This window comes from Caballeronia calidae, from assembly GCF_900044055.2.
Classification (GTDB): domain Bacteria; phylum Pseudomonadota; class Gammaproteobacteria; order Burkholderiales; family Burkholderiaceae; genus Caballeronia; species Caballeronia calidae.
In genome coordinates this window covers 55,036-73,050 of record NZ_FCOX02000020.1, presented here as the reverse complement: position 1 = coordinate 73,050, position 18,015 = coordinate 55,036, and the positions used below count along the sequence as shown (strand labels likewise).

At 58.7% G+C, this 18,015-nt stretch carries 13 protein-coding genes; 6 read left to right on the top strand and 7 right to left on the bottom strand.

Features of this window, described 5'->3' with window-relative positions; genetic code table 11:
• Positions 1-324: 324 nt before the first annotated feature.
• The 3 genes from AWB78_RS19585 to AWB78_RS19575 all read right to left on the bottom strand — a co-directional run bounded on the left by AWB78_RS19585 (position 325) and on the right by AWB78_RS19575 (position 3,998).
• Entirely contained in the window at positions 325-1,509 is a 1,185-nt protein-coding gene (locus AWB78_RS19585; protein WP_062607224.1) for a hypothetical protein, read from the bottom strand.
• Positions 1,510-1,740: 231 nt separating this feature from the next.
• Positions 1,741-2,772, bottom strand: coding sequence for a ParB/RepB/Spo0J family partition protein (locus tag AWB78_RS19580; RefSeq protein ID WP_063958985.1), 1,032 nt, complete (start codon positions 2,770-2,772; stop codon positions 1,741-1,743).
• Positions 2,769-3,998 carry a ParA family protein gene (locus tag AWB78_RS19575; RefSeq protein ID WP_232477751.1) on the bottom strand — a complete coding sequence of 410 codons (1,230 nt, stop codon included), beginning with the start codon at positions 3,996-3,998 and terminating at the stop codon, positions 2,769-2,771. The genes AWB78_RS19580 and AWB78_RS19575 overlap by 4 nt, the downstream gene beginning before the upstream one ends.
• A gap of 1,100 nt (positions 3,999-5,098) precedes the next feature.
• On the opposite strand from AWB78_RS19575, the gene AWB78_RS19570 reads away from it, so the two are divergent.
• The 6 genes from AWB78_RS19570 (at position 5,099) to AWB78_RS19545 (ending at position 12,859) form a co-directional block, all read left to right on the top strand.
• Complete coding sequence (locus AWB78_RS19570; protein ID WP_157697565.1) at positions 5,099-5,989, top strand: hypothetical protein; 891 nt, start codon at positions 5,099-5,101, stop codon at positions 5,987-5,989.
• A gap of 1,183 nt (positions 5,990-7,172) precedes the next feature.
• A complete protein-coding gene (locus AWB78_RS19565; RefSeq protein ID WP_062607219.1) occupies positions 7,173-7,877 on the top strand; it encodes a VirB8 family type IV secretion system protein in 705 nt (234 codons plus the stop codon).
• A 2-nt stretch (positions 7,878-7,879) separates the two neighbouring features.
• Positions 7,880-8,752 (top strand): TrbG/VirB9 family P-type conjugative transfer protein, encoded by an 873-nt coding sequence (locus tag AWB78_RS19560; RefSeq protein ID WP_062607217.1) that lies wholly within the window; start codon positions 7,880-7,882, stop codon positions 8,750-8,752.
• A 2-nt stretch (positions 8,753-8,754) separates the two neighbouring features.
• Complete coding sequence (locus tag AWB78_RS19555; protein WP_062607215.1) at positions 8,755-10,005, top strand: TraB/TrbI/VirB10 family type IV secretion system protein; 1,251 nt, start codon at positions 8,755-8,757, stop codon at positions 10,003-10,005.
• On the top strand, positions 9,998-10,747 hold the full coding sequence (locus tag AWB78_RS19550; protein ID WP_198399300.1) for a lysozyme family protein: 750 nt from the start codon (positions 9,998-10,000) through the stop codon (positions 10,745-10,747). Before AWB78_RS19555 ends, AWB78_RS19550 begins: the two co-directional genes overlap by 8 nt.
• Positions 10,748-11,161: 414 nt before the next feature.
• On the top strand, positions 11,162-12,859 hold the full coding sequence (locus AWB78_RS19545; protein WP_062607213.1) for a site-specific integrase: 1,698 nt from the start codon (positions 11,162-11,164) through the stop codon (positions 12,857-12,859).
• A gap of 15 nt (positions 12,860-12,874) precedes the next feature.
• Here the strand turns inward: AWB78_RS19545 and AWB78_RS19540 are convergent, their stop codons facing one another.
• From AWB78_RS19540 to AWB78_RS19525, 4 genes are read right to left on the bottom strand one after another with little or no spacing between them, the layout of a single operon-like run.
• Positions 12,875-13,252: a hypothetical protein gene (locus tag AWB78_RS19540; protein ID WP_062607212.1), complete on the bottom strand. Its 378-nt coding sequence runs from the start codon at positions 13,250-13,252 to the stop codon at positions 12,875-12,877.
• Positions 13,245-15,302, bottom strand: coding sequence for a site-specific integrase (locus AWB78_RS19535; RefSeq protein WP_074173479.1), 2,058 nt, complete (start codon positions 15,300-15,302; stop codon positions 13,245-13,247). Before AWB78_RS19535 ends, AWB78_RS19540 begins: the two co-directional genes overlap by 8 nt.
• On the bottom strand, positions 15,295-16,992 hold the full coding sequence (locus AWB78_RS19530) for a site-specific integrase (RefSeq protein WP_062607209.1): 1,698 nt from the start codon (positions 16,990-16,992) through the stop codon (positions 15,295-15,297). The genes AWB78_RS19535 and AWB78_RS19530 overlap by 8 nt, the downstream gene beginning before the upstream one ends.
• Entirely contained in the window at positions 16,989-17,801 is an 813-nt protein-coding gene (locus AWB78_RS19525) for a tyrosine-type recombinase/integrase (protein WP_232477753.1), read from the bottom strand. Before AWB78_RS19525 ends, AWB78_RS19530 begins: the two co-directional genes overlap by 4 nt.
• Positions 17,802-18,015: the final 214 nt, after the last annotated feature.

Here is an 18,015-nt window from a genome sequence, read left to right as displayed (position 1 = left end):
CTGCAGAGGTCGCCCGCGCGTTCGTCACTCTACGAGTGAGCGGCGCAAAAAAATCCCATAGTCGTGCGCCCCGCCCTGCCCTGCTCTCGCCCTCACCTCCCTCAGCCCGTTCCGCCCTGGCGTCTCGACCGCCTTTTGGGAAGCGGGGTTTGGAGCGCCCATCGCACCTGCTTGTAGTGGCAATGTGCGGGTGTCGGCGGAAACGATCGGTAGTTACATTTCTAGCTGAACCATCGGAACGGCCTTCTCCAAGCGTCGTTGGACCCCTTCGTTCGAGCGCGTCGCGAGGCGGCAACGACATTTCGTGTTGCCGCATGCGCGGCGTCACGCGCCCGCTCCCCGCGCTTTCAAGAGGTGACGCAGCCTGGCGATATGGTCCCGCACCGCACCCGTTACCGGAGGCTTCTCGTGCACCAACGTTGCCGCGCAAGGCTGGGATTTTCCCAACGCTTCCCGTTGGGCGTGAGCGAAGCGTTCGAGGTCCAGCGCGGTGGCGGGACGGAGTTGCCCGGACGCGAGGGCTGTGGCAAACGACGGCATCCAACCGGCCGCCTGGCGGCCAATGCGTTCTGTGAGGCTGAAGATCGTTAACGACTGACCACCAGCCCCGATTACGAACTGGCGCTCGTTGCCCGCGTCGATGAACGTGCGGCCGGCATGTTGGAGGGCGACGACCTGGGCGTCCGCGTGCTGCTGCGCGCGCGTTTGGGCGGCGTGATGATCGACGTGCCGACGACGCACCAGGAGGGCGAAATCGACCGGATTGCGGAGCAGGGCACGCAGGTAGTTGATTGGAGCCTTGGCAAGCCTCAGGTGGTCCCAGGTCGCTTCCACGACATCGGAGAGGCGCTTGCCGTGCTCACGCGCTTCGCGCATGAGTTTGAAAATCAAGAAATCAAAAAAACCCAGGCGGCGCAGGCGCTGAAGGTCCGCAGGCAGTCGGCCCGGTTGTCTCTTTTGAAAAACAGAAGGGCTTAGATCCTTATATATTGCACCGTCTGCCAATGTGGCAGACGGTGCAGTCAAAGAAGGCTGGGGCGAGGCGGATGCGGTTGATGCAGGCGTCTGGGCGGGTTCGTCCTCGTGCGTATGCGGAGGCTCAATGAGGCCGAGAAGGGAAGCAGCATGCTCGGTGAGGTGCAGGTAGGCGCGACCAAACAACCCTGCTTCGACATAGCGTGATTGGGGCCGACGATCGATTAGTCCGGCCGTCTCGAGATCGTCAAGGCTTCGGTAGAACGTGCGCATTGATTGAAGCGCGCGACCCGTGAGCAACTCGCGGCGCGCAAAAATCGCGGCGAACGGCTTGGCAGCGTCGACGGTACGGGCGAGGGCAGAGAGCACTGCGCGAGCGCGCGGCGAAATCTGTTCGATGTGTGCGGCTCGGAACGCTGCCCGGAAGATGATCCAAGGCAGGTTGGTCGAGTCGCAGCGAAAAGCGGTGAGGGCTGCCGAATCTTCAGGATGCGATTCACCCTCGCCAGCAACGAAGCGTTGCGCGATAGACATGTCGAGCAGTCCATTTGTGGAAATGGCTGGAATTTGCTTGACTGTCTTTCGCGTTTCGCTACACTCGGGCTTTGGAGAGGCACTGACCGGTTGGAGCCGGTGAGTGTAGCGGGTGCGGCCGAACAGCCAAGCCCCCAAAAGCCTTCGGTTGGCGCCGAAGGCTTTTGTTTTTGTCGCTTCTTACTACGAGGTGAGCATTATCGGACTCCGATAATCAATATAATCAAAGACTTAGTTTTTGCTGTCTGCAACCAGACTCTCGAGATGTCTCTGGATCGCCGCTTGAACCGCCTCCGCGATCGCTTCGGATTTGAATTCCAACCGCATCACGTTTCGAGCGCGTCGAACATCACACCACGTACTCTTGCCGTCCTTCACTTTGAAGGTCGAAGCTTCTGGCTTGGTCGGCTTTGGTTTGTCTGATTCTCTGACGAAACGAACCGCTTGCGCCTGGTCGAAAATTTTCTCCGACAGCCGCCGCACCGCCTCGGTGACCCTTTCTCCTTTTCCCATTTCAGTCGCGGATGCAAGTTCAGCCGCCGCGGTCGCACCGACTAGCGCCTTTTGCTTTTCGAGGAACGCATGTACTTCGCTCGGCAAGCGTTCATAAGAGAGCAGGGCGCTAACATGCGACTGACTGATTCCGACGCGTTCCGACATCTCTGTTTGATTCAACTCGGGATGCTTGCTCTGGAATCGCTTCAGGCCGACGTACTTTTCGTAGTCGGTGAGGTCCGACTGCAGCAAATTTGCGAAAAACGCGCCGTCCTCCGCCTGGTCCTCGGTCCCATCTTCCAAAACGCAACGTATTGTCTGTCGATCTAGCTCCCGGTACGCGTCGACCCGATGATGACCCGAGACGATCTCGTAACTGCCGTCCCCTGTAGCTCGCACGACGACCGGATGAACCAGCTTGTTGTGGCGAAGGTTTTCGCGTAGCTCACTGTACTTTGCTGGCTCCATGTAGCGCCGACGGCCCGGCACTTCGTGGAGGCGCGCAAGAACAATTTCCAGCGTCGAAGCGTTCGCAAGCTGCTCTTCCAGCTCTTTGATCTTTGCCTGCGAGGCGTCAGACGCCCGTTCATCCTGTGCATCAAGCTGCGACTTCAGATCGGCAATCTGCTTCCTCAAGGCGTTTATCGTCATCGTCTGTCCCGGGCCTGTGGTCGGTGCAGTCGGTTTCATCGATGCAGCTTGTGCTTCGTCTTCGTCACTCAATGTGATCGAAAGCCCCTTTGACAGTCGGTCCCTAAGTGAGCTCATGCAATCTCTCCCTGGCCCCAAGACCGACTTGCTTTCGCGTCAACTAGATCAACGAATTGATCGATCGGGTTGCGAATTCGTCTCAGCGTCTCCATCCCGCCTTCGTACTTATCGATGTCATAGATGGTCTGGAAATGCATATTTGTGTTGCGCGCAAGGTCGGTTTCCGGAATTTCGACCGGGATGACGCGATTCCCATACAGGTTTGCGATCCATTGCTGAAGTACACGTGTCGCTGGCTTGTTGGGCGCCACACGAGTCACAAGCACGTCAACAAATTCAAACCGTTTCTTTTCGGCGTCACCGAACTCTTCCATGCCTGTGATGAGATCGGAAAAAAGGTGCCAGAACTGAACCATCGAGGCGAACGACAACATGTCGGGCACAACTGGGACAATGACGCCGTCGGCTGCGAAGACCGCGTTGATCGTTAGGTAGCTCAGCGTTGGTGCGGTGTCGATCACTACGTAGTCGTACTCTTCGAGCAAAGGCTCAAGACCGCGGTGCAACACCTGTTCGAAACGCACATCCCCAGGACGCGCAAGATTAGCGCGGGCGGGAAGCATGAATTCTGCATTGAAGAGTTGCGGCGACGCGGGGATGAGATCGAGATTCGGCCAATATGTCTGAACTGGCAGCCGCCGCATATCGTACGGCTCGCCATCTACGTAGGCCTGAATTAGCGGAATGATCGTGTCATCTGCCTCAATCTCAGCGTGCGGGTTGTAGCCATATAGCGTGGTTGCACTGCCTTGGGGGTCGAGATCGATGTGGCAAACCTTGCGGCCCCAGCGCATCGCAAGGCCTTGAGCAAGGAGAGTCGAGGTCGTGGTTTTGGTCACGCCGCCTTTGAAGTTCGCGACGGTAATGACCTTTCCGCGACCTTTTCGCTGAGGTGGGCGCCTCTCGGCCTTCACCCACTGAATCGCTTCCTCCAGCGTGAAGGAACGCTGGCCGCCAGCCCGACTCTGTTGCCCCTTCGGCAAAGGCGTAGTCTGAAGCGCATAGCTCATCCGCTTCCGGTCGATGCCGCAGATTTCTTGCACGCGAGTGGAGGAGACGAGCGGAGGAGTTTTACGGGGTTCTGGTTTGAGAATCTCGTCCCGAATCTTCCGAAGCATTACGGTCGATCGGTTGGCCAACAGCAGTAAGTCCTCTGCCGTTGTGTCGTCTGGACCTGACAAGAGAAGATCCGACGCTCCGATGTTTTCGTTCACTGCGTTCACTTGGGCACCTTGGAGTGGATTCGGACAGCGAGGGGGAAAACTGCGCGTGGCTGTCGAATTGGACGCAGATTAGACTGAGTCACAGGTAAACGCAAGTAAACCGTTGCTGCGAACGCGCGTATACGCTGGCGCTCCGGGCGAAACCTCGAATCGTTCTCAACATGGAACACGCCGTGAAACAATCGCGTCTAATTGCGCGCACCTCTAATCGTTCAAAATCAATGCGCTAGAGCAATTCACCCGTCAATGTTTCACGAAAAAAGCCACTCTGCCGCCGAGGCGCAAACTTCTGTCGAAATGACGAGACGGTTCGCTGCGCCGCGAGTGATCGCGAGCGACTAAACGCCGGTGGCTTCCGGTGGTCACAAGCGCGATTGGTCGCCCGATTTGCTTTTCTTCGCGGCAGGGGATCAAGCCGGTAGCACGGGTACACTGGCAACGGGAACGTAACTCCTGAACGGCCCCAAACCTAACGTCTTCCCGGCATGCGGCGTGAACCGGTTATTTCCCATTCGATGCCCCGTTGGAAGAACAGTCTCCATCAAAAAAGCAGATCAAAACGTCCGGAAAGCAAACGAAAAGGCAGCTCTTTTCGCGCTTTTGAAACGTACCGCATCCGAAGACGACCGGCAGTCAGGCAGTACAAGCTTTCCTTGCGCTATCAGATCGTGGTGCCTACCACTGACCAGGCACTGACGGGAAATTTGTTCGGTATCTATATCTAATTCACGTCAACCAAGTCGCGCACAGAATTGGCCAGCGCAGCCGGGGCGAGCTCCTTCAGTTGGTCTAGATCGACCGACTTCCGCGGGTCACCGCTGGCGCCTATTGAGACCGGTTAGATCATGTGGCCGGACGGCAGAATCGCTCCGGGGACAGTCGGTTCTTCGCTGGGGAGCATCGAAGGGAACGCCGTCGGAATCTCGGATATCGACCAACGGGTCTTTCCCTGGCATCCCGTCGCGCAGCATACATCGTGGGTAGAAGATGACCTGAGGACGCGCTGCCAAACGCCTGAAAAGAAGCGTGAATCTGCCGCCTTTCGTCCCTTTGCACAGGCGGCTACATCAGATAATTGCCGGTGTAATGGGACAGAAAGAATGACTGCACTAGCTGGAACACCGATATCTCGCGACCCGCTCGCCTTGGCCGAGCTCTACCAGTCGGGTCTTGGGACTTCATGGAAAACGCGCCGAGAAGCGGTTGCTGCTTTCGCGCGATTTACGCCAAAAGTGGCCGCGGGAGCATTGAGTCGTGCCATCACTGTTTCGAAACTGCCGCCGCCGGTATTGGCGCTGTTCGAAACGGCGGGCGTGTGGCCCGAGACGGCCCGGCACTTGATCCGACTTGCACGGAAGCATGGACCTGACGTGCTTTGTCAGAGTGCGATGGAGATTGACCCTCTAGGATTAGCGTGGTCCGAAATCATCGATCGTCTCGACGGCAGAGAAGTGCGCCGACCCAAAAGAATCGTCTCCCCGATCTCGCCTTTGGCACTCGCTACTGAGTACAAGCGAGGAATTGACGAGCGGCGATGGACGTCGATGGTCACTGCTGTGGCCGCGTGCCCAACGTGGGAGCGGACCCGTCTTGCAAAGGCGATCGCAATCTCGAAGCTGCCTTCTGAGGTACTGCAGCTTTTTGAATTGAAGCGCATCACGTACGACCTCGGTGCTACGCTCGTCAAGATCCGAAAGACAATCGGCGAAAGGGAGATGACTGCACGGGCAAACAAAATGTTGAGCGCACCTCGTCGAAGGACAACCAACGAGATCTTAGCGAATCTGCTACAGGTACGGCCTGAACAGGGAGTGGAACTGGCGGTACGCCGAGAACACGGTGCAATGGTCTTCGAATTCAAGGTCACGCTAGACGAGGCCGAAGAGCTAATGATGGGCGCCAACGAGATCGCAGCGCTGGTTCAGGTTGCGGTCATGAACGTTCGGTACAAACGCAACGTCGGTGCTATTTCCATTCGAAGACAACGATAACCGGGATCACGCATAAACCGAGATGCTGAATTTTTTTCTGCTGCCTCAACATGGCAGCACCGTTCCCGAAACGACGTATAGAGCGAGCAGCTAAAGGCGTCAGGATACTGTATGTCCAACGCAGTAAAGGACGTGCAACTGCAGTCTTTGGAGATCGTGCTTACCCGGATGTAGCCAAGACAAGTCCGAATGGGACTCGTAAAACTGAATGGTCCGCCGAGCGTCGAGTTCGTGTATGCAAGCATCGCCGCGCGCATCAAAGACCGCCCAATTATCGTCTGCTTCAGTAGTGGTGAGTTGCGAGTCAGCGGATTTCATCGGGCGCCGCAGTACATCAGGCTCTAACGCGCCCGGATGTAGACCTCAACCTATTCACTTCGACTGCCAAGGCAACTCATCGACGTTCACCCTGCGTGAAACGTTGATCTTCTACGTCAAACCCGACGGTCAGGCGGGTGTCACGCGCTCTTCAGCCTTTCTGAGGTGATGGGGCAACACTGGGCAGATCCTCCTCGTCATCTTGTTCGCCAGCGCGACATCACTAATTCGACGGCCGCCGCGTCTTCTCTGATCTACCATTGTTCGGGTTCATTAGTCAGTACGGTGCGCACTCCGCGGACCAGCACCTTGCGTAGATACACGTTACCGCGCTGATTTTACGGCGGTGATCGGCGACAGCCGGATTATCGAGGCCGGGGCGTAGGGTTCGAGCCCCTTTGTCCAAGTCCGTCCAGAGATTTCAGCACACCCGAGCAACGATACCTACGACGCGCCGCTCCCCGCGGCCCGGGATGTTACGCGGAAAGACAGTGTTGAGCGTCGGCCCGCTTCGAAACGCTAGGACGAGATCTTGGCTTGCCGACACGAGGGGCTTAGAAGAGCCCGTGCACAAGAGAGACGCTATCCGGAGAGCGTCCCACTGCGTTTGGGCATTTGGTTAGTGCCTTGAATCTAAAGAGAAAAAGGCTTGTTGCAAAACGTGCCGGATATTCACACCCCCCTTATTCGGCACGCTTCTCGTATTATGAAATGCGGCGTCGGAGGCAATTTGCTCATTGGTCCCTGACGCTTCTGAGGCCAAGTGTGCGCTGGACCATGGAAATGGCGTGCGAAATTGTCCGCCTTTCGAAAAAACAGAGGACGCTCGTGCTGTTCCAATGGTGACCATTAATTAAGGGTTGCCATGCGTCTTTTTAAAAACAAGCGTCGGGCCGCGCTGTCTACGGCTCCTGGCATGTACGCGGAGGAAGATCCGAGCCAAGTTATCTTCGAGACAAGCACGAAGCTAAAGCTCGAAGCTAACCGCTGGATGCTGATTTCGTTCGGCCTTGCCGTGATTGCCGTCGGCGCGGTATGGACGCGGCAACCTCCGCCCTCGGTCACTCGTGTCGTTGGCGTGTCTGCCGATACCGGCGGCCATCCGATCGTAACCGAACTCGTCGCCTATAAGCCCGACTCGCAAGCTGTGCGGACGACCGTCAAAGAGATGGCCGTTCGCTGGTTCACGATCGAGCCGGTGCTGTCAGACCGGCTCGAGACTTCGCGCATGACCGCCAACATCAACTCGGTGAAGGCGCAAATGATCGGCGCGGCAGCCGGTCAGTTCCGCGACTGGCTGAAGGCCGACACACCGTTCCAGCAGATCACGGCCAACCCGAAACTGATCCGCGAAGTCGACGTGCGCAACATCGCGTTGCTTGAAGACTCGACGGTACTCGTCGAATTCACGACGACGACGTCGCAAGCTGGCGCCACGGGTAAGCCGGACGTGAAGTCATACGCGCTCACGCTGCGCTATCAAATCGTCGCGCCCACTGCTGAGCAGGCGCTGACGACGAACCCCTTCGGCATCTTCATTCCGTTCTTCCGCCTTGAGCGGACCGCATAAGCATGACCGCAACCATTCTCCATCAACGGCCGGTCATCGGCATGTGCCTTGTCGCTGCGTGCGCAGCGTTCCTTGCTCAACCGGCTGTAGCCAAGAAAGCCGCAAGTGACTCGGCGTTTAATGCAGCGATGGTCGCGGGCGACCCTATGAGCCCGATCAATCCGTTCAACGGCGGGGCGGACCCTTTGACGATGCCGGGCGACGCGCGCATCGGCGTGTTTCCGTACAGCCGCGACCAGATCTACCGCGTTCTGACCGCGCCGCTGAAGCTCACGACGATCGAACTGGAGAAGGGCGAGAAGTTGATCGCCGACCCTGCGATGGGCGACAGCGTCCAGTGGGAGATTGACGACGACAAGATGAACCATGTGTTCATCAAGCCCCACAAGGCCGACCTCGTCAACACGCTGCATTTGACAACGAACCTTCGCGAGTACGACTTCACGCTCATCGCGTCGCCGGCGGGCGGCATGTTCTATCAGACGGTTCGCTTCCAATACCCGCGTGCGCCCATCGCCCGCGTCAGCGCACGCGAGGACGCGGCGGCGAACGGCGGTCGCGGTGGTGCGGACTCGGGAAGCATCGGCGTTGCACCGGACAAGCTGAACTGGGACTACAGCGTCGATGGCCGCGCCGAGTTCACGGCGGAAACCGTCTTCGACGACGGACATGCGGTCTGGATGCGCATGCCTGCCAAGGCTCAAGAGTGGCCGGTTCCGTTCGTTCTCGACCACGGCGATCGTGTCGTAGCGAACTTTATCCGCCGCGGGGACTTCCTTGTCCTCCAGCGACTGGCCGACGAGATCGTCCTTCGGTCGGGCAAGGACGAGGTGACGGTGACGCGCGGCCGCCGCCGCTTGTTCGGGGTGTTCTGATCGTGGCGAAAAAACCGGACTCGGCTACGCCCAGCGCGGAGCAAGAAGCACTCGTCAAAGGCAAGACGCCACGCAATGCGATCATGAGCATCGGCATTCTGGCTGCTGTCGTCATCGGTGGCCTCGGCTTTTACTATCAGTTGCAGGCGACGAACAAGGCCGACGAGGACGCTCGCATCAAGAAGGCGACCGCGCTTAAGTCGAGTACGGAAGCGCCGGCTGCTGCGAACAACAACGACATCGACCAGATGATCCGTCAGCAGCGCGACGCAGCGGCGTCGGAGGCTGCAGCGCGCGCAGCGTCTGAAGCAGCGGCTCTGAAGCCCGCCGTCAAGCCGATGCTGACCGGCGCCGACTTCCAGGAAGAAGTCAAAGGTTCGGGCACGGACACGCGCGAGCTTTCCCGCCAAGCGGCGCAAGACGCGATCTATACGTCGTCCATCTTCAAGCAGGCTGGCGCTTCGCGTTCGCCGAACCAAGCAACCGGCGTACCGCCCGCTGGCGTCCCTTCGTTGGATGAGGTACGAGTTGCTCGGAACGCTGCCGGAGCTAACACACCCGATGCGATGGCGCTCGCCTTGGCAAAGCAGGGCCAAGCGCCCGAAGATCGCGACCGCGCCTTTCTGCGCGATGCCGGTTCGCAAGGCGGGATCGAACGCACGACTTTCAACGGCCGGTCGACGGGTTGCACGTTGACGCCGCCGCACGTCATTCACGTCAAGACGGTCGAGGGGCTGAACTCGGACAAGCCGGGCCGTGTTTCGTTGATGGTGGACGAGGACATCTATGACAGCCTGCGCGGCGACTGCTTGATGATCCCGAAGGGGGCGTTCATCAATGGCATGTACAGTGCAGACGTCAAGGTCGGCCAAGAGCGCCTGCTGGTTGCTTCGACGAGTCTGCGTCTGCCCAACGGCAAAAGCGTGCCGCTCAACGGTATGCAAGGTGCCGACCAGAACGGCTACGCCGGATTCTCGGGCGATGTGAACAACCACTTCCTGAAGATCTTCGGCGCGGGCTTCATCACGGCGATTCTGCTAAAAGCGTTCGACAGCAGTTCGCAGACCGCGACGACGGCTACGCCAAACGGCGTCACGACCTATGGTGACACTGCGGGACAAGTTGCCGCGGCGACGGCCCAGACCGTCATGCAGCGCAACCAGAATATCCCGCCGACGATCACCGTCGAGCCCGGCCAGAAGTTCCTGGTGCAGGTGACGCAGGACATCGTCATGGAGCCATACCATGACTAAGGCATGGGCGGCTGCCTGCCTGTCTGCGGTCCCGTTCGGCGCACACGCAGCGACCATCGATTCGATCATCAGCCCGACGCGCATCGTGGTCGATGACGGCACCAAACGCGCAATCGTCGAGCTGCCCGGCGAACCGGTCTACGCATGTGGACTCAAGCCGTTTCTGGCATGGGCTAACCGATTTGAGGGCCAAACGGTCGAGGCCACAGCTGGCGGTATTGCGATCAACATCGACGGATCGCCTATTAGCCTCGAGAGTCTGTTCGTGAAGGCGGGCTGGCTGCGCCCCGCGACGCTTACCGATGACGCTCAAGCGAGCATCGCGGAGCGGCGCGGCGGATGGTCGTGCGCATCGGCGCAGGCGCCATTCGACGCGATGCACACCTCGGTTGATCCGAAGATTCTGGCCGGCATCGCACTCAATGAGTCCGCGTACAACGGTCGTGCATGGCCGTGGACGTTGAATGTCGCGGGTCGCGGCTTTTTCTTCCGCACTCGCGAAGACGCGTATCGCGCGGTCCGCTATTTGATCAGCAACGGCCGATCAAACTTCGATATTGGCCTGATGCAGATAAACCGTAACCTTCGAAGCTGTTACACAGATTTTTTTGTTCGAAGGAGGCGCTGCGATGATCTCGCTTACACTCCATCCAAGCAGAGGAGGAGCTGTGGCTTCGTCGATAGTCAACGCGAATGGTCGAACGACTGTGCCTGCAAAGGTGAGGGCGATCCTCAACCTTGAGCCGGGCACACGGTTGAAGTGGTACGTGACGCTTGCCGGAGACGTGATTGTGCGGGCTAAGAATCTATCAATCGTGGACCTCGCAGGATCCTTGAAGTCGGATAAGCATGTAAAGATCAAGGACATGAGTCCAGGTCGCGACTGAGGTCGCGGGCTCAAGGTCACGCTATCGCCGATTGGAACTCATCTCGTTCCAGTGCCTGCTTGACGCATGCGGTCTGTATTACGGCCGGTATCTGGCATTTCTGCAAGATTTTCGCGCTCACAGTGATCCGCTCAGCGGCACTTTCACTGTGGCAGTAAGCTATTTCGATAAGATCGATTATCGAAAGGGCATCGTTCGGGATACGGACTAGGCAAGGATAGTGGCCGTGCCATACCCTTGGGAACTGCTGCACGCGTCAGGAGGGGAACGTGAAGCATTCTTCTGAAGCCAACGACTACGAATATGGGTATGTCCCGTTCCCTGACTATGCGTGCCTGGCGGCGCTGCGGACTTGGTACGAGGGGCTTTCTGCGCGAGCAGCGGTCGACCGTTACCTGCCTCACAAGCGCGTCCATGCGCAGTCCTCGCGAGGGGTCATCGGCCGCATCCGGCGCCGGTTGATCGACATTGCTGAACTCAACGGACGCGGTGATCTTGCTGCTGTTTTCGCAGCTCGAACGACACACCGAACTCGTACGGGTATGTCGATCGATCGCGCGATCGAAGCATTACGGGAGCTCCACGGCCGCGAACCTCAGATCACCGACGACATCGGCGTCTGGTTGCCGCAACGGGCGAACCGGGCACTAAAGAGCCAGGGCATTACGACGCTCGCCGAACTGACCCTGCGGGTTCCTCGCCGTCGTCTCTGGTGGATCGACATCGATGGTATTGGGGTAGCGTCGGCACGGAAGATAGAGGCGCTCTTTTTGTGTCATCCGTCGCTGACCGAGTCTGCACGCCGACTGGTAGAACGGCTCGAGCCGAGCAGACGTGTCGTTTGGCGTCACATCGTGCCTACGCGTAGCCGGGACGGTTCGCGAGGTAGGTACCGCGCACCGAAGGCGCGTTGCCTGCTGAACGTGACGACCGATAGGCAAGCGATCGAAGCATGGCTCGCGCTGCATGAGACGGGCACTACGGCGAGGGCCTATCGCAAGGAAGCCGAGCGGCTCTTGTTCTGGGCGAACCTCGAACGCAAGCGGGCCCTCTCATCATTGAACACCAGCGACGCCATCGCTTATCGAACGTTCCTGCGCTCTCCGGAGCCGAGAGCACAGTGGGTGGGCCCACGTCGATGCCGTCTCTCGGACGAGTGGAGCCCATTCTTCTGCCGGCTACGTCCGTCGTCGGTTGCCTACGCATTGTCCATTCTCTCTGCGATGTTCCGATGGTTTGTCGCGCAGCAGTACGTGGTTGCAAATCCGTTCGCCGGCGTGACCGCAGCGGGCGGGCGGTCGACCCAGTCGACGCAGCTCCGATCGCTTCAGGACGACGAGTGGCGATTCGCTAGACAGATCGCCAACGAATTATCGGCGCAACACGGATGGTCGGTCGAGGCAGCTCAGCGGCTTTGCTTTATTCTCGACTTCGAGCTCGCGACCGGTCTACGTGCAAGCGAACTGATCCAGGCGCGGATTGGAGACATCGTCTTCGGCGACGCCGCGGACGTTTGGCTGCGCTTGACAGGGAAGGGGCGACGCGCTGCACGAGTCGCGGTGCCGCCGCTTGCGATGCAGGCACTGCAGACCTATCTCCGGCAGCGAGGCCTGCCTGCGGACCCCCGCCGTTGCAATCGGAGCCTGCCGCTTGTGCCCGCATTGAGCCCCGATGAATCGGTGAGCGTTTCTGGGACCCGCTTGCGCGCCGTGCTGAAGCGATTCTTCCGTCTCGTCGCCGAGCAGATGCGCGTCACTGATTCTGCCGCCGCTCACAAACTCGCAAGGGCCAGTCCTCATTGGCTTCGACACACACATGCCACGCGCGCGCTCGCGCGCGGGGTGGAACTGCGTAGCGTTCGCGACAATCTTCGCCATGCTTCGATCGCGACGACCTCGCAGTATGTTCATGGCGATGAGCTGCTTCGGATGCAACAGTTGAGCGTCGCTTTCGCGGCGGAGCGATAGCCGATGCACACTCGTCTACGTCGCTTTCTGCAGACGCGCACGCAGCATCTCGTTTTCTCGCAGCAAGCGAAGGTTGATCGACTGAGACTTCACTAGATCCTTCTTGAGTTGATCAATCTCCTTGCGCGCCTCTTGCAGCTTTTTGTGAAGGATGTCTGACGTATCGGGTATCGCTCTGGTGACGTCTCTGGCGGTCCGGGCATGTAATGCTCGAATGCGCTCGGCAATTTCCGGGTAGCGGTTATGAATCGTGGCGTTACTGACACCGGCCTCGCGGGCCACCGCTGCAATGCTGATTCGGCCGTCATGGTTCGATCGCATCTTTCCGTGCTGCAACCGACGTAACGCGAGTTCCAGACGCCGCTTGGTGGGGCTTTTCTGCTCACTAGTCACGACGCATCCTCGGCACTTTGAACGGGGTAACTTCGCTGCCGAGATCGGCGAGCACGCTTTCGGCTTTACGAAGATGATCGATGCATCGCTGCCGAGAAGGCATCCCGAGGTCCGTGCAGTTCAAGACGTCGATCTGTTGCTGCCGTATGCCCGTCCAGATGTCCACGTGAGTCGAGTCAATCACGGCTTCACCGCACGAGGTACATCGAACCGCATCGTAGAGCCCTTGGCCTCCGCAGCCATTTCCGCTTGCCATGCACCAGGAGTGACCTGTCCCGCGAATGAAGACGCTCTCGCCAAGCTTTCGGCAGAAGTCCCGCATGTCGCGCACGGTCTTGAGTTCGCCACGGCTCCGGAACGCCATGATCCGCCGGCCGCCGTCGCCCGAGAGGTTAGTATGAGGATGCATCCAGCTTTGAACGATCAGGCTTTGTAACTCATCGCGTTCAGTGATGATGTGGTCCATGAGCGATCGATCCGCGGGGCTGTCGTATCGCGCATAGTAGAGCGCCATGTCAAGGGACCAGTGCTTGAAGTGCTCCCGCAGATATCGGATATCTCCCAAGACGTGGCGAGCAACATAGACCGCAAACGTCCGTCGGAATTGGTGTGGAGCGATCGGCCACAGTTCTCCGCAACGAATCCGATCGCGATGGATGATGCCGTCCAGATCTTCTTGTTCAACTCGCAATCCCGCCATCTCGGTGAATGTCCACAACCCCTTTCGTGCGCTGTCGCGGCCCACAGCAGAGACGCGCCCGCGATGCTTATAGGAGAGGAGCAGCGCGTTGCGATTCCGACGGCCGCGGTCAATCTCCATCTTTATCTTGATGCGAGACGGCTCATCGAGATTGCGATCCTTTGCAACGCGTTCCATCACCCGGATGCGACCGTCAATGATCGCTCGCTCAGGCGCTCCAAGCCGTGTTGCGACCTCGACTGCCTTGCCGACAATCTCCGGAACCATCCATTCCGATGGCGTCGGCTCAGACATCAGCTTGTATGTCGTGCCTTTCAACCAGCAGAACGTCTCACCATCGTATCCCTTCCTTTTTATAAAACAGCCCACCTCCAACGACGCTAGTTCGGAGTCGCGCATGCCCGAGAAGGCGGCGCATACGATATAGCATGCAGTGCGCAGATGAAGAAGATCGACCGATGCTTGCTTACGTCGCGCATACCCATGGCTGGCAAGAAGTCTTTTCTCCTCGGTCGGGTGTCGGTGATATGCCTTCAATCGAATGTACTTTTCTTCGCTCTCGCAAACACTCGCGAAACCGTCAGGATGCATCTCGCGATGCGTTCTTCTGGCTTCTTCGAATCGGTACGTTTCGCATGCGCTGAGTTGGTCCCGCAGCGACAAGAGCGCATCTGAGCGATTTTCGACGTAGTCAAGCGCGGTATTCACCAGCTTGCTCATGAGCCGCTGCGGAATGACAGCTGTCTGTGCCTGCTTCCAGCTCTGGAATCTGGGTTGGCGGCCTGCACGGGCGAGCTTCGTTGTTCCGCCGGATTCAAGCGGCCATGGATACTGTGGAATGCGATCAAGGAGATGCTCGCCCACCTCGTAGTAGCTCGTGATCAACGTGAGCACGCCCGCGACCGTTGAGGCGTCAAGGCCGCTATCGGTCAGATGCGCAGCAAAGCGCGCGCATTGCTCCGGCGTGAGCGCGCCGAACGTGGCGATATCCTCCTCCATCATCCATCCGACCAACTTTCTCAGCTGACTCCAGTTCGAGAGCAATGTACTGACGGATACCGAGTGACTACGCTCGCCGCCCACGCGCCATCGGGTATATAAAAAGCGCTTCACCGACGCGAGCAGCGGCGCATGAGCAGGATCTGTCAGCCGTCGACCGCTTTTGTATCGATAGCTAAAAACCATGCAGATCCGTTGATAGTTTTTCGCGGCGGCATACGGCGACAGATTCCATGAATCGTCTCCGTAGCGCGACACTACTGTGCCGTCTTGCAGACTCACGGCGACAAGCGGCAGATCCTTCGCTTTTACGCGGGCGAGATCCACAAGGTGAGCGGGAGGTTTAGCCATGGCTGTGCCCCTGGAGCATTGATCGATCGCGCCACATCGGATGGGGATCCGCATAGGCTTTATCCTTCGCCTGCTTTACGGTTGCCGCCGCGAAGCGCGGCGCGATGATTTGGTCGATCTCTCGGGCTACCCAGCCATAGACCTTTTGCCACCGATTTCTTCCGAGCAGGTTTCGTTCTTTCACGAGCAGCCAATAGAAGCTGTACATGCGGTACAGATCGCTCTCCATGATGACCTGGTTCGGGCACTTGAAACAATGCAGAAACGCAGAACATGCAGTGTGACCGTCCTTGGGCGCATATCGCCCATTTAGTGGCGACGAGCATCGACCCACACCCGTGTTGCTCGCGCCGCTGAGAAGGCGCCTGGCCTCGTCGACGTCGATCTTCATTTCCTTGGCAAGCCTGCTCACCGTCGATACATCTTTCGACGTGCCCCGTAGTTCGATCTCGAGACATCTCCCGAGGAAGTGGTGGTTACGGACCATCTCGGGCGTGACCGCGAGATAGTGAGTGTCCGTCACATGGGGCTGGTTGCCGAGTAGCACCGCGGTCATGGCCACGTCGCCCCCTGTGAGCTCCCACATGCGAGACGCAAATGTTTTGCGTAGTCGCATCACGGTCAGCGCCATCGGAGGCTGATCGTCGGACGGTCCGGCGGGCTCGAGAGTGACCAGCTGATGGCGCTTCACGAAGCGATCGATTGATACGTAGAGCACCTTCTTCGAGAAGACGGTCACTGCGCCCAGATTGATCCATCGACGAGATCGTCGGTAGAGCCAGAGCCTATTTTTCAAATCTGCAGGTGCCTCGGCGACCAACTTGTCGGTCATGGCCAACACATCGCGTATCAACGAACTGGTGTCTGCGGCAAGCACGCTGATTTCCTCCACCGCGCTTGCCTTGCTAACCGAGAGGGTAGAGACGGTGTTGCCGCGCCGCTTGTACGTGGTCAGCAAGGAATGACTATCCGGCTTGAGCGGATGCGGTTGAACCGCATCTCGTTTCAATTCGCATAGCGACGTCGGATTTCTTCCCGTCCTTATCGCGATCAAGAGGTAGTACACCAGCAAGCGGTCCGGCTGGGTGCCAATGAAGGTTTCCGCACGGATCGCGCGGAGATCATCTACAAGTGCCGTCATCAACCCTTGCATCTCTTCTTTCGTGTAGGGAGTAGGTGGCTTCAGCGCGCGATCCACATGCGGAAACAATCCTCGCGGAAAGCAGTCTATGGGGAGTTCGCCCGCTGCAACGCAGCGCGTCAGCACCGTCTTGAGGCCTACAAAGAGAGAGCGAACGGTCCCAAGTGAGAGATAACCGCTGTTCGTCTTCGCGCTGCGCGTCCGTAACCAGGACACGTAGTCTCGCAATAGTGAGCGGTTGATATCCGACAGGCGCCGCACGCGCCGATGCAAGGGCGTGGGTGCGTCTAAGAACGCGAACCACATCGACACGGCACCGTGATATAGAAAGCTAATGGTCTCGTTCGACTGGGTCGACTTGAGCTGTCGTAGCGCTCCAGCTATCGCAATTAGCAGCTCATCTCGCCTGGCATGTGCTCCGCTCGTCGCGTGATGTTGCCAGCGATGAAAGTCGAGATCGGTTTTTGCCCGTACAACCAATGGATCCGCGATCTCTTCGGCCGATGAGGGCTCCGGAACTTGATCGAGTGTGTAGACCTTTCGTTTCATTGCTTTTCTCCCGCAATGAGCAGTGCATCTATCTCTCGTTCGTACTGGTTCAACAGTTGCTCGCCGAGCATGTCCAGGCAATGAACATACGCGGTGGTGGTCGTGATCGACGCATGTCCAAGCCGATCACGGACCCAGGCGAGCGCGAAGCCAAGGTTGTGCGTTTGGCTTTCTGCGTACAGTTCCAACGTGGCGAACGTGTGGCGCAACATGTGCGGCGTGACCTTGAAGTCAAGTGCCGGCTGGATGGCGGAGGCAGGGCACCATAGTTTTCGATAGGCATTGCACAATCCCTTGTCGCTCCACGGCTCGCCACGCCGGTTGAGGAACACGTAGGGCGACGCGGCTCCCTCAGTTCTTCGATAGAGCTTGGCTCGCATCGCGCCCTCGCCGAAATTCGCGAAGTCGAACAGGTCCTTCATGAGTTGGCCCGAGGCGTAGATTCGACGGGGCCTGCTTCCTTTTAGTCTCATGTCGGACGGGGATAGGTCGATCGCGATCCGACGTGACCGTCTAGCCGGAGATGGGTCGAACAGATACTTCATGGGAAACGTCCGGCACTCTTCGTTGCGCAAACCCGTTTGCAGCATTAGCTTCGTCATCAACTGAACCGTCGGTCCGGGACAGCGCTTGAGTAGCGTGCGACATTGATCAACGGTCAGAAAGCGAATAGGTTGGCGTGGTACCTTGGGCAGGGCAGACTCGCGGATGACACCGTGGGGTCGCCCGTCACGAACATCCGACCGTGATACATCCCACGGGACTGCCCCGATTCGGCCACACGCTCGAGCCCACTCATAAAAGCGCATGACTTGAGACAGTCGCTTGCGTACCGTACTGGGTTGCATAGCGTGCCCTCCAGATCGCCGATCAAGCGCGTCAAGGGACCAGTTGCGATACAGCGCGATGTTTGAGATCCCGCCGCCTTCGCCGTGGCGCGGAGGCACTGCATCCCAACTCAAAGCGTTCGCCTCGAGCCACGCGAAGTAGTCGTGGATCGCCTCGGCGTAGCTCATCCACGTT

What these genes read in the sequence shown, in the direction of transcription:
- AWB78_RS19585 (WP_062607224.1), bottom strand. Translation starts at nt 1,509, where the DNA reads ATGTCTATCGCGCAACGCTTCGTTGCTGGCGAGGGTGAATCGCATCCT.
- AWB78_RS19580 (WP_063958985.1), bottom strand. Translation starts at nt 2,772, where the DNA reads ATGAGCTCACTTAGGGACCGACTGTCAAAGGGGCTTTCGATCACATTG.
- AWB78_RS19570 (WP_157697565.1), top strand. Translation starts at nt 5,099, where the DNA reads ATGACTGCACTAGCTGGAACACCGATATCTCGCGACCCGCTCGCCTTG.
- AWB78_RS19565 (WP_062607219.1), top strand. Translation starts at nt 7,173, where the DNA reads ATGCGTCTTTTTAAAAACAAGCGTCGGGCCGCGCTGTCTACGGCTCCT.
- AWB78_RS19560 (WP_062607217.1), top strand. Translation starts at nt 7,880, where the DNA reads ATGACCGCAACCATTCTCCATCAACGGCCGGTCATCGGCATGTGCCTT.
- AWB78_RS19550 (WP_198399300.1), top strand. Translation starts at nt 9,998, where the DNA reads ATGACTAAGGCATGGGCGGCTGCCTGCCTGTCTGCGGTCCCGTTCGGC.
- AWB78_RS19535 (WP_074173479.1), bottom strand. Translation starts at nt 15,302, where the DNA reads ATGGCTAAACCTCCCGCTCACCTTGTGGATCTCGCCCGCGTAAAAGCG.
- AWB78_RS19530 (WP_062607209.1), bottom strand. Translation starts at nt 16,992, where the DNA reads ATGAAACGAAAGGTCTACACACTCGATCAAGTTCCGGAGCCCTCATCG.
- AWB78_RS19525 (WP_232477753.1), bottom strand. Translation starts at nt 17,801, where the DNA reads ATGCGCTTTTATGAGTGGGCTCGAGCGTGTGGCCGAATCGGGGCAGTC.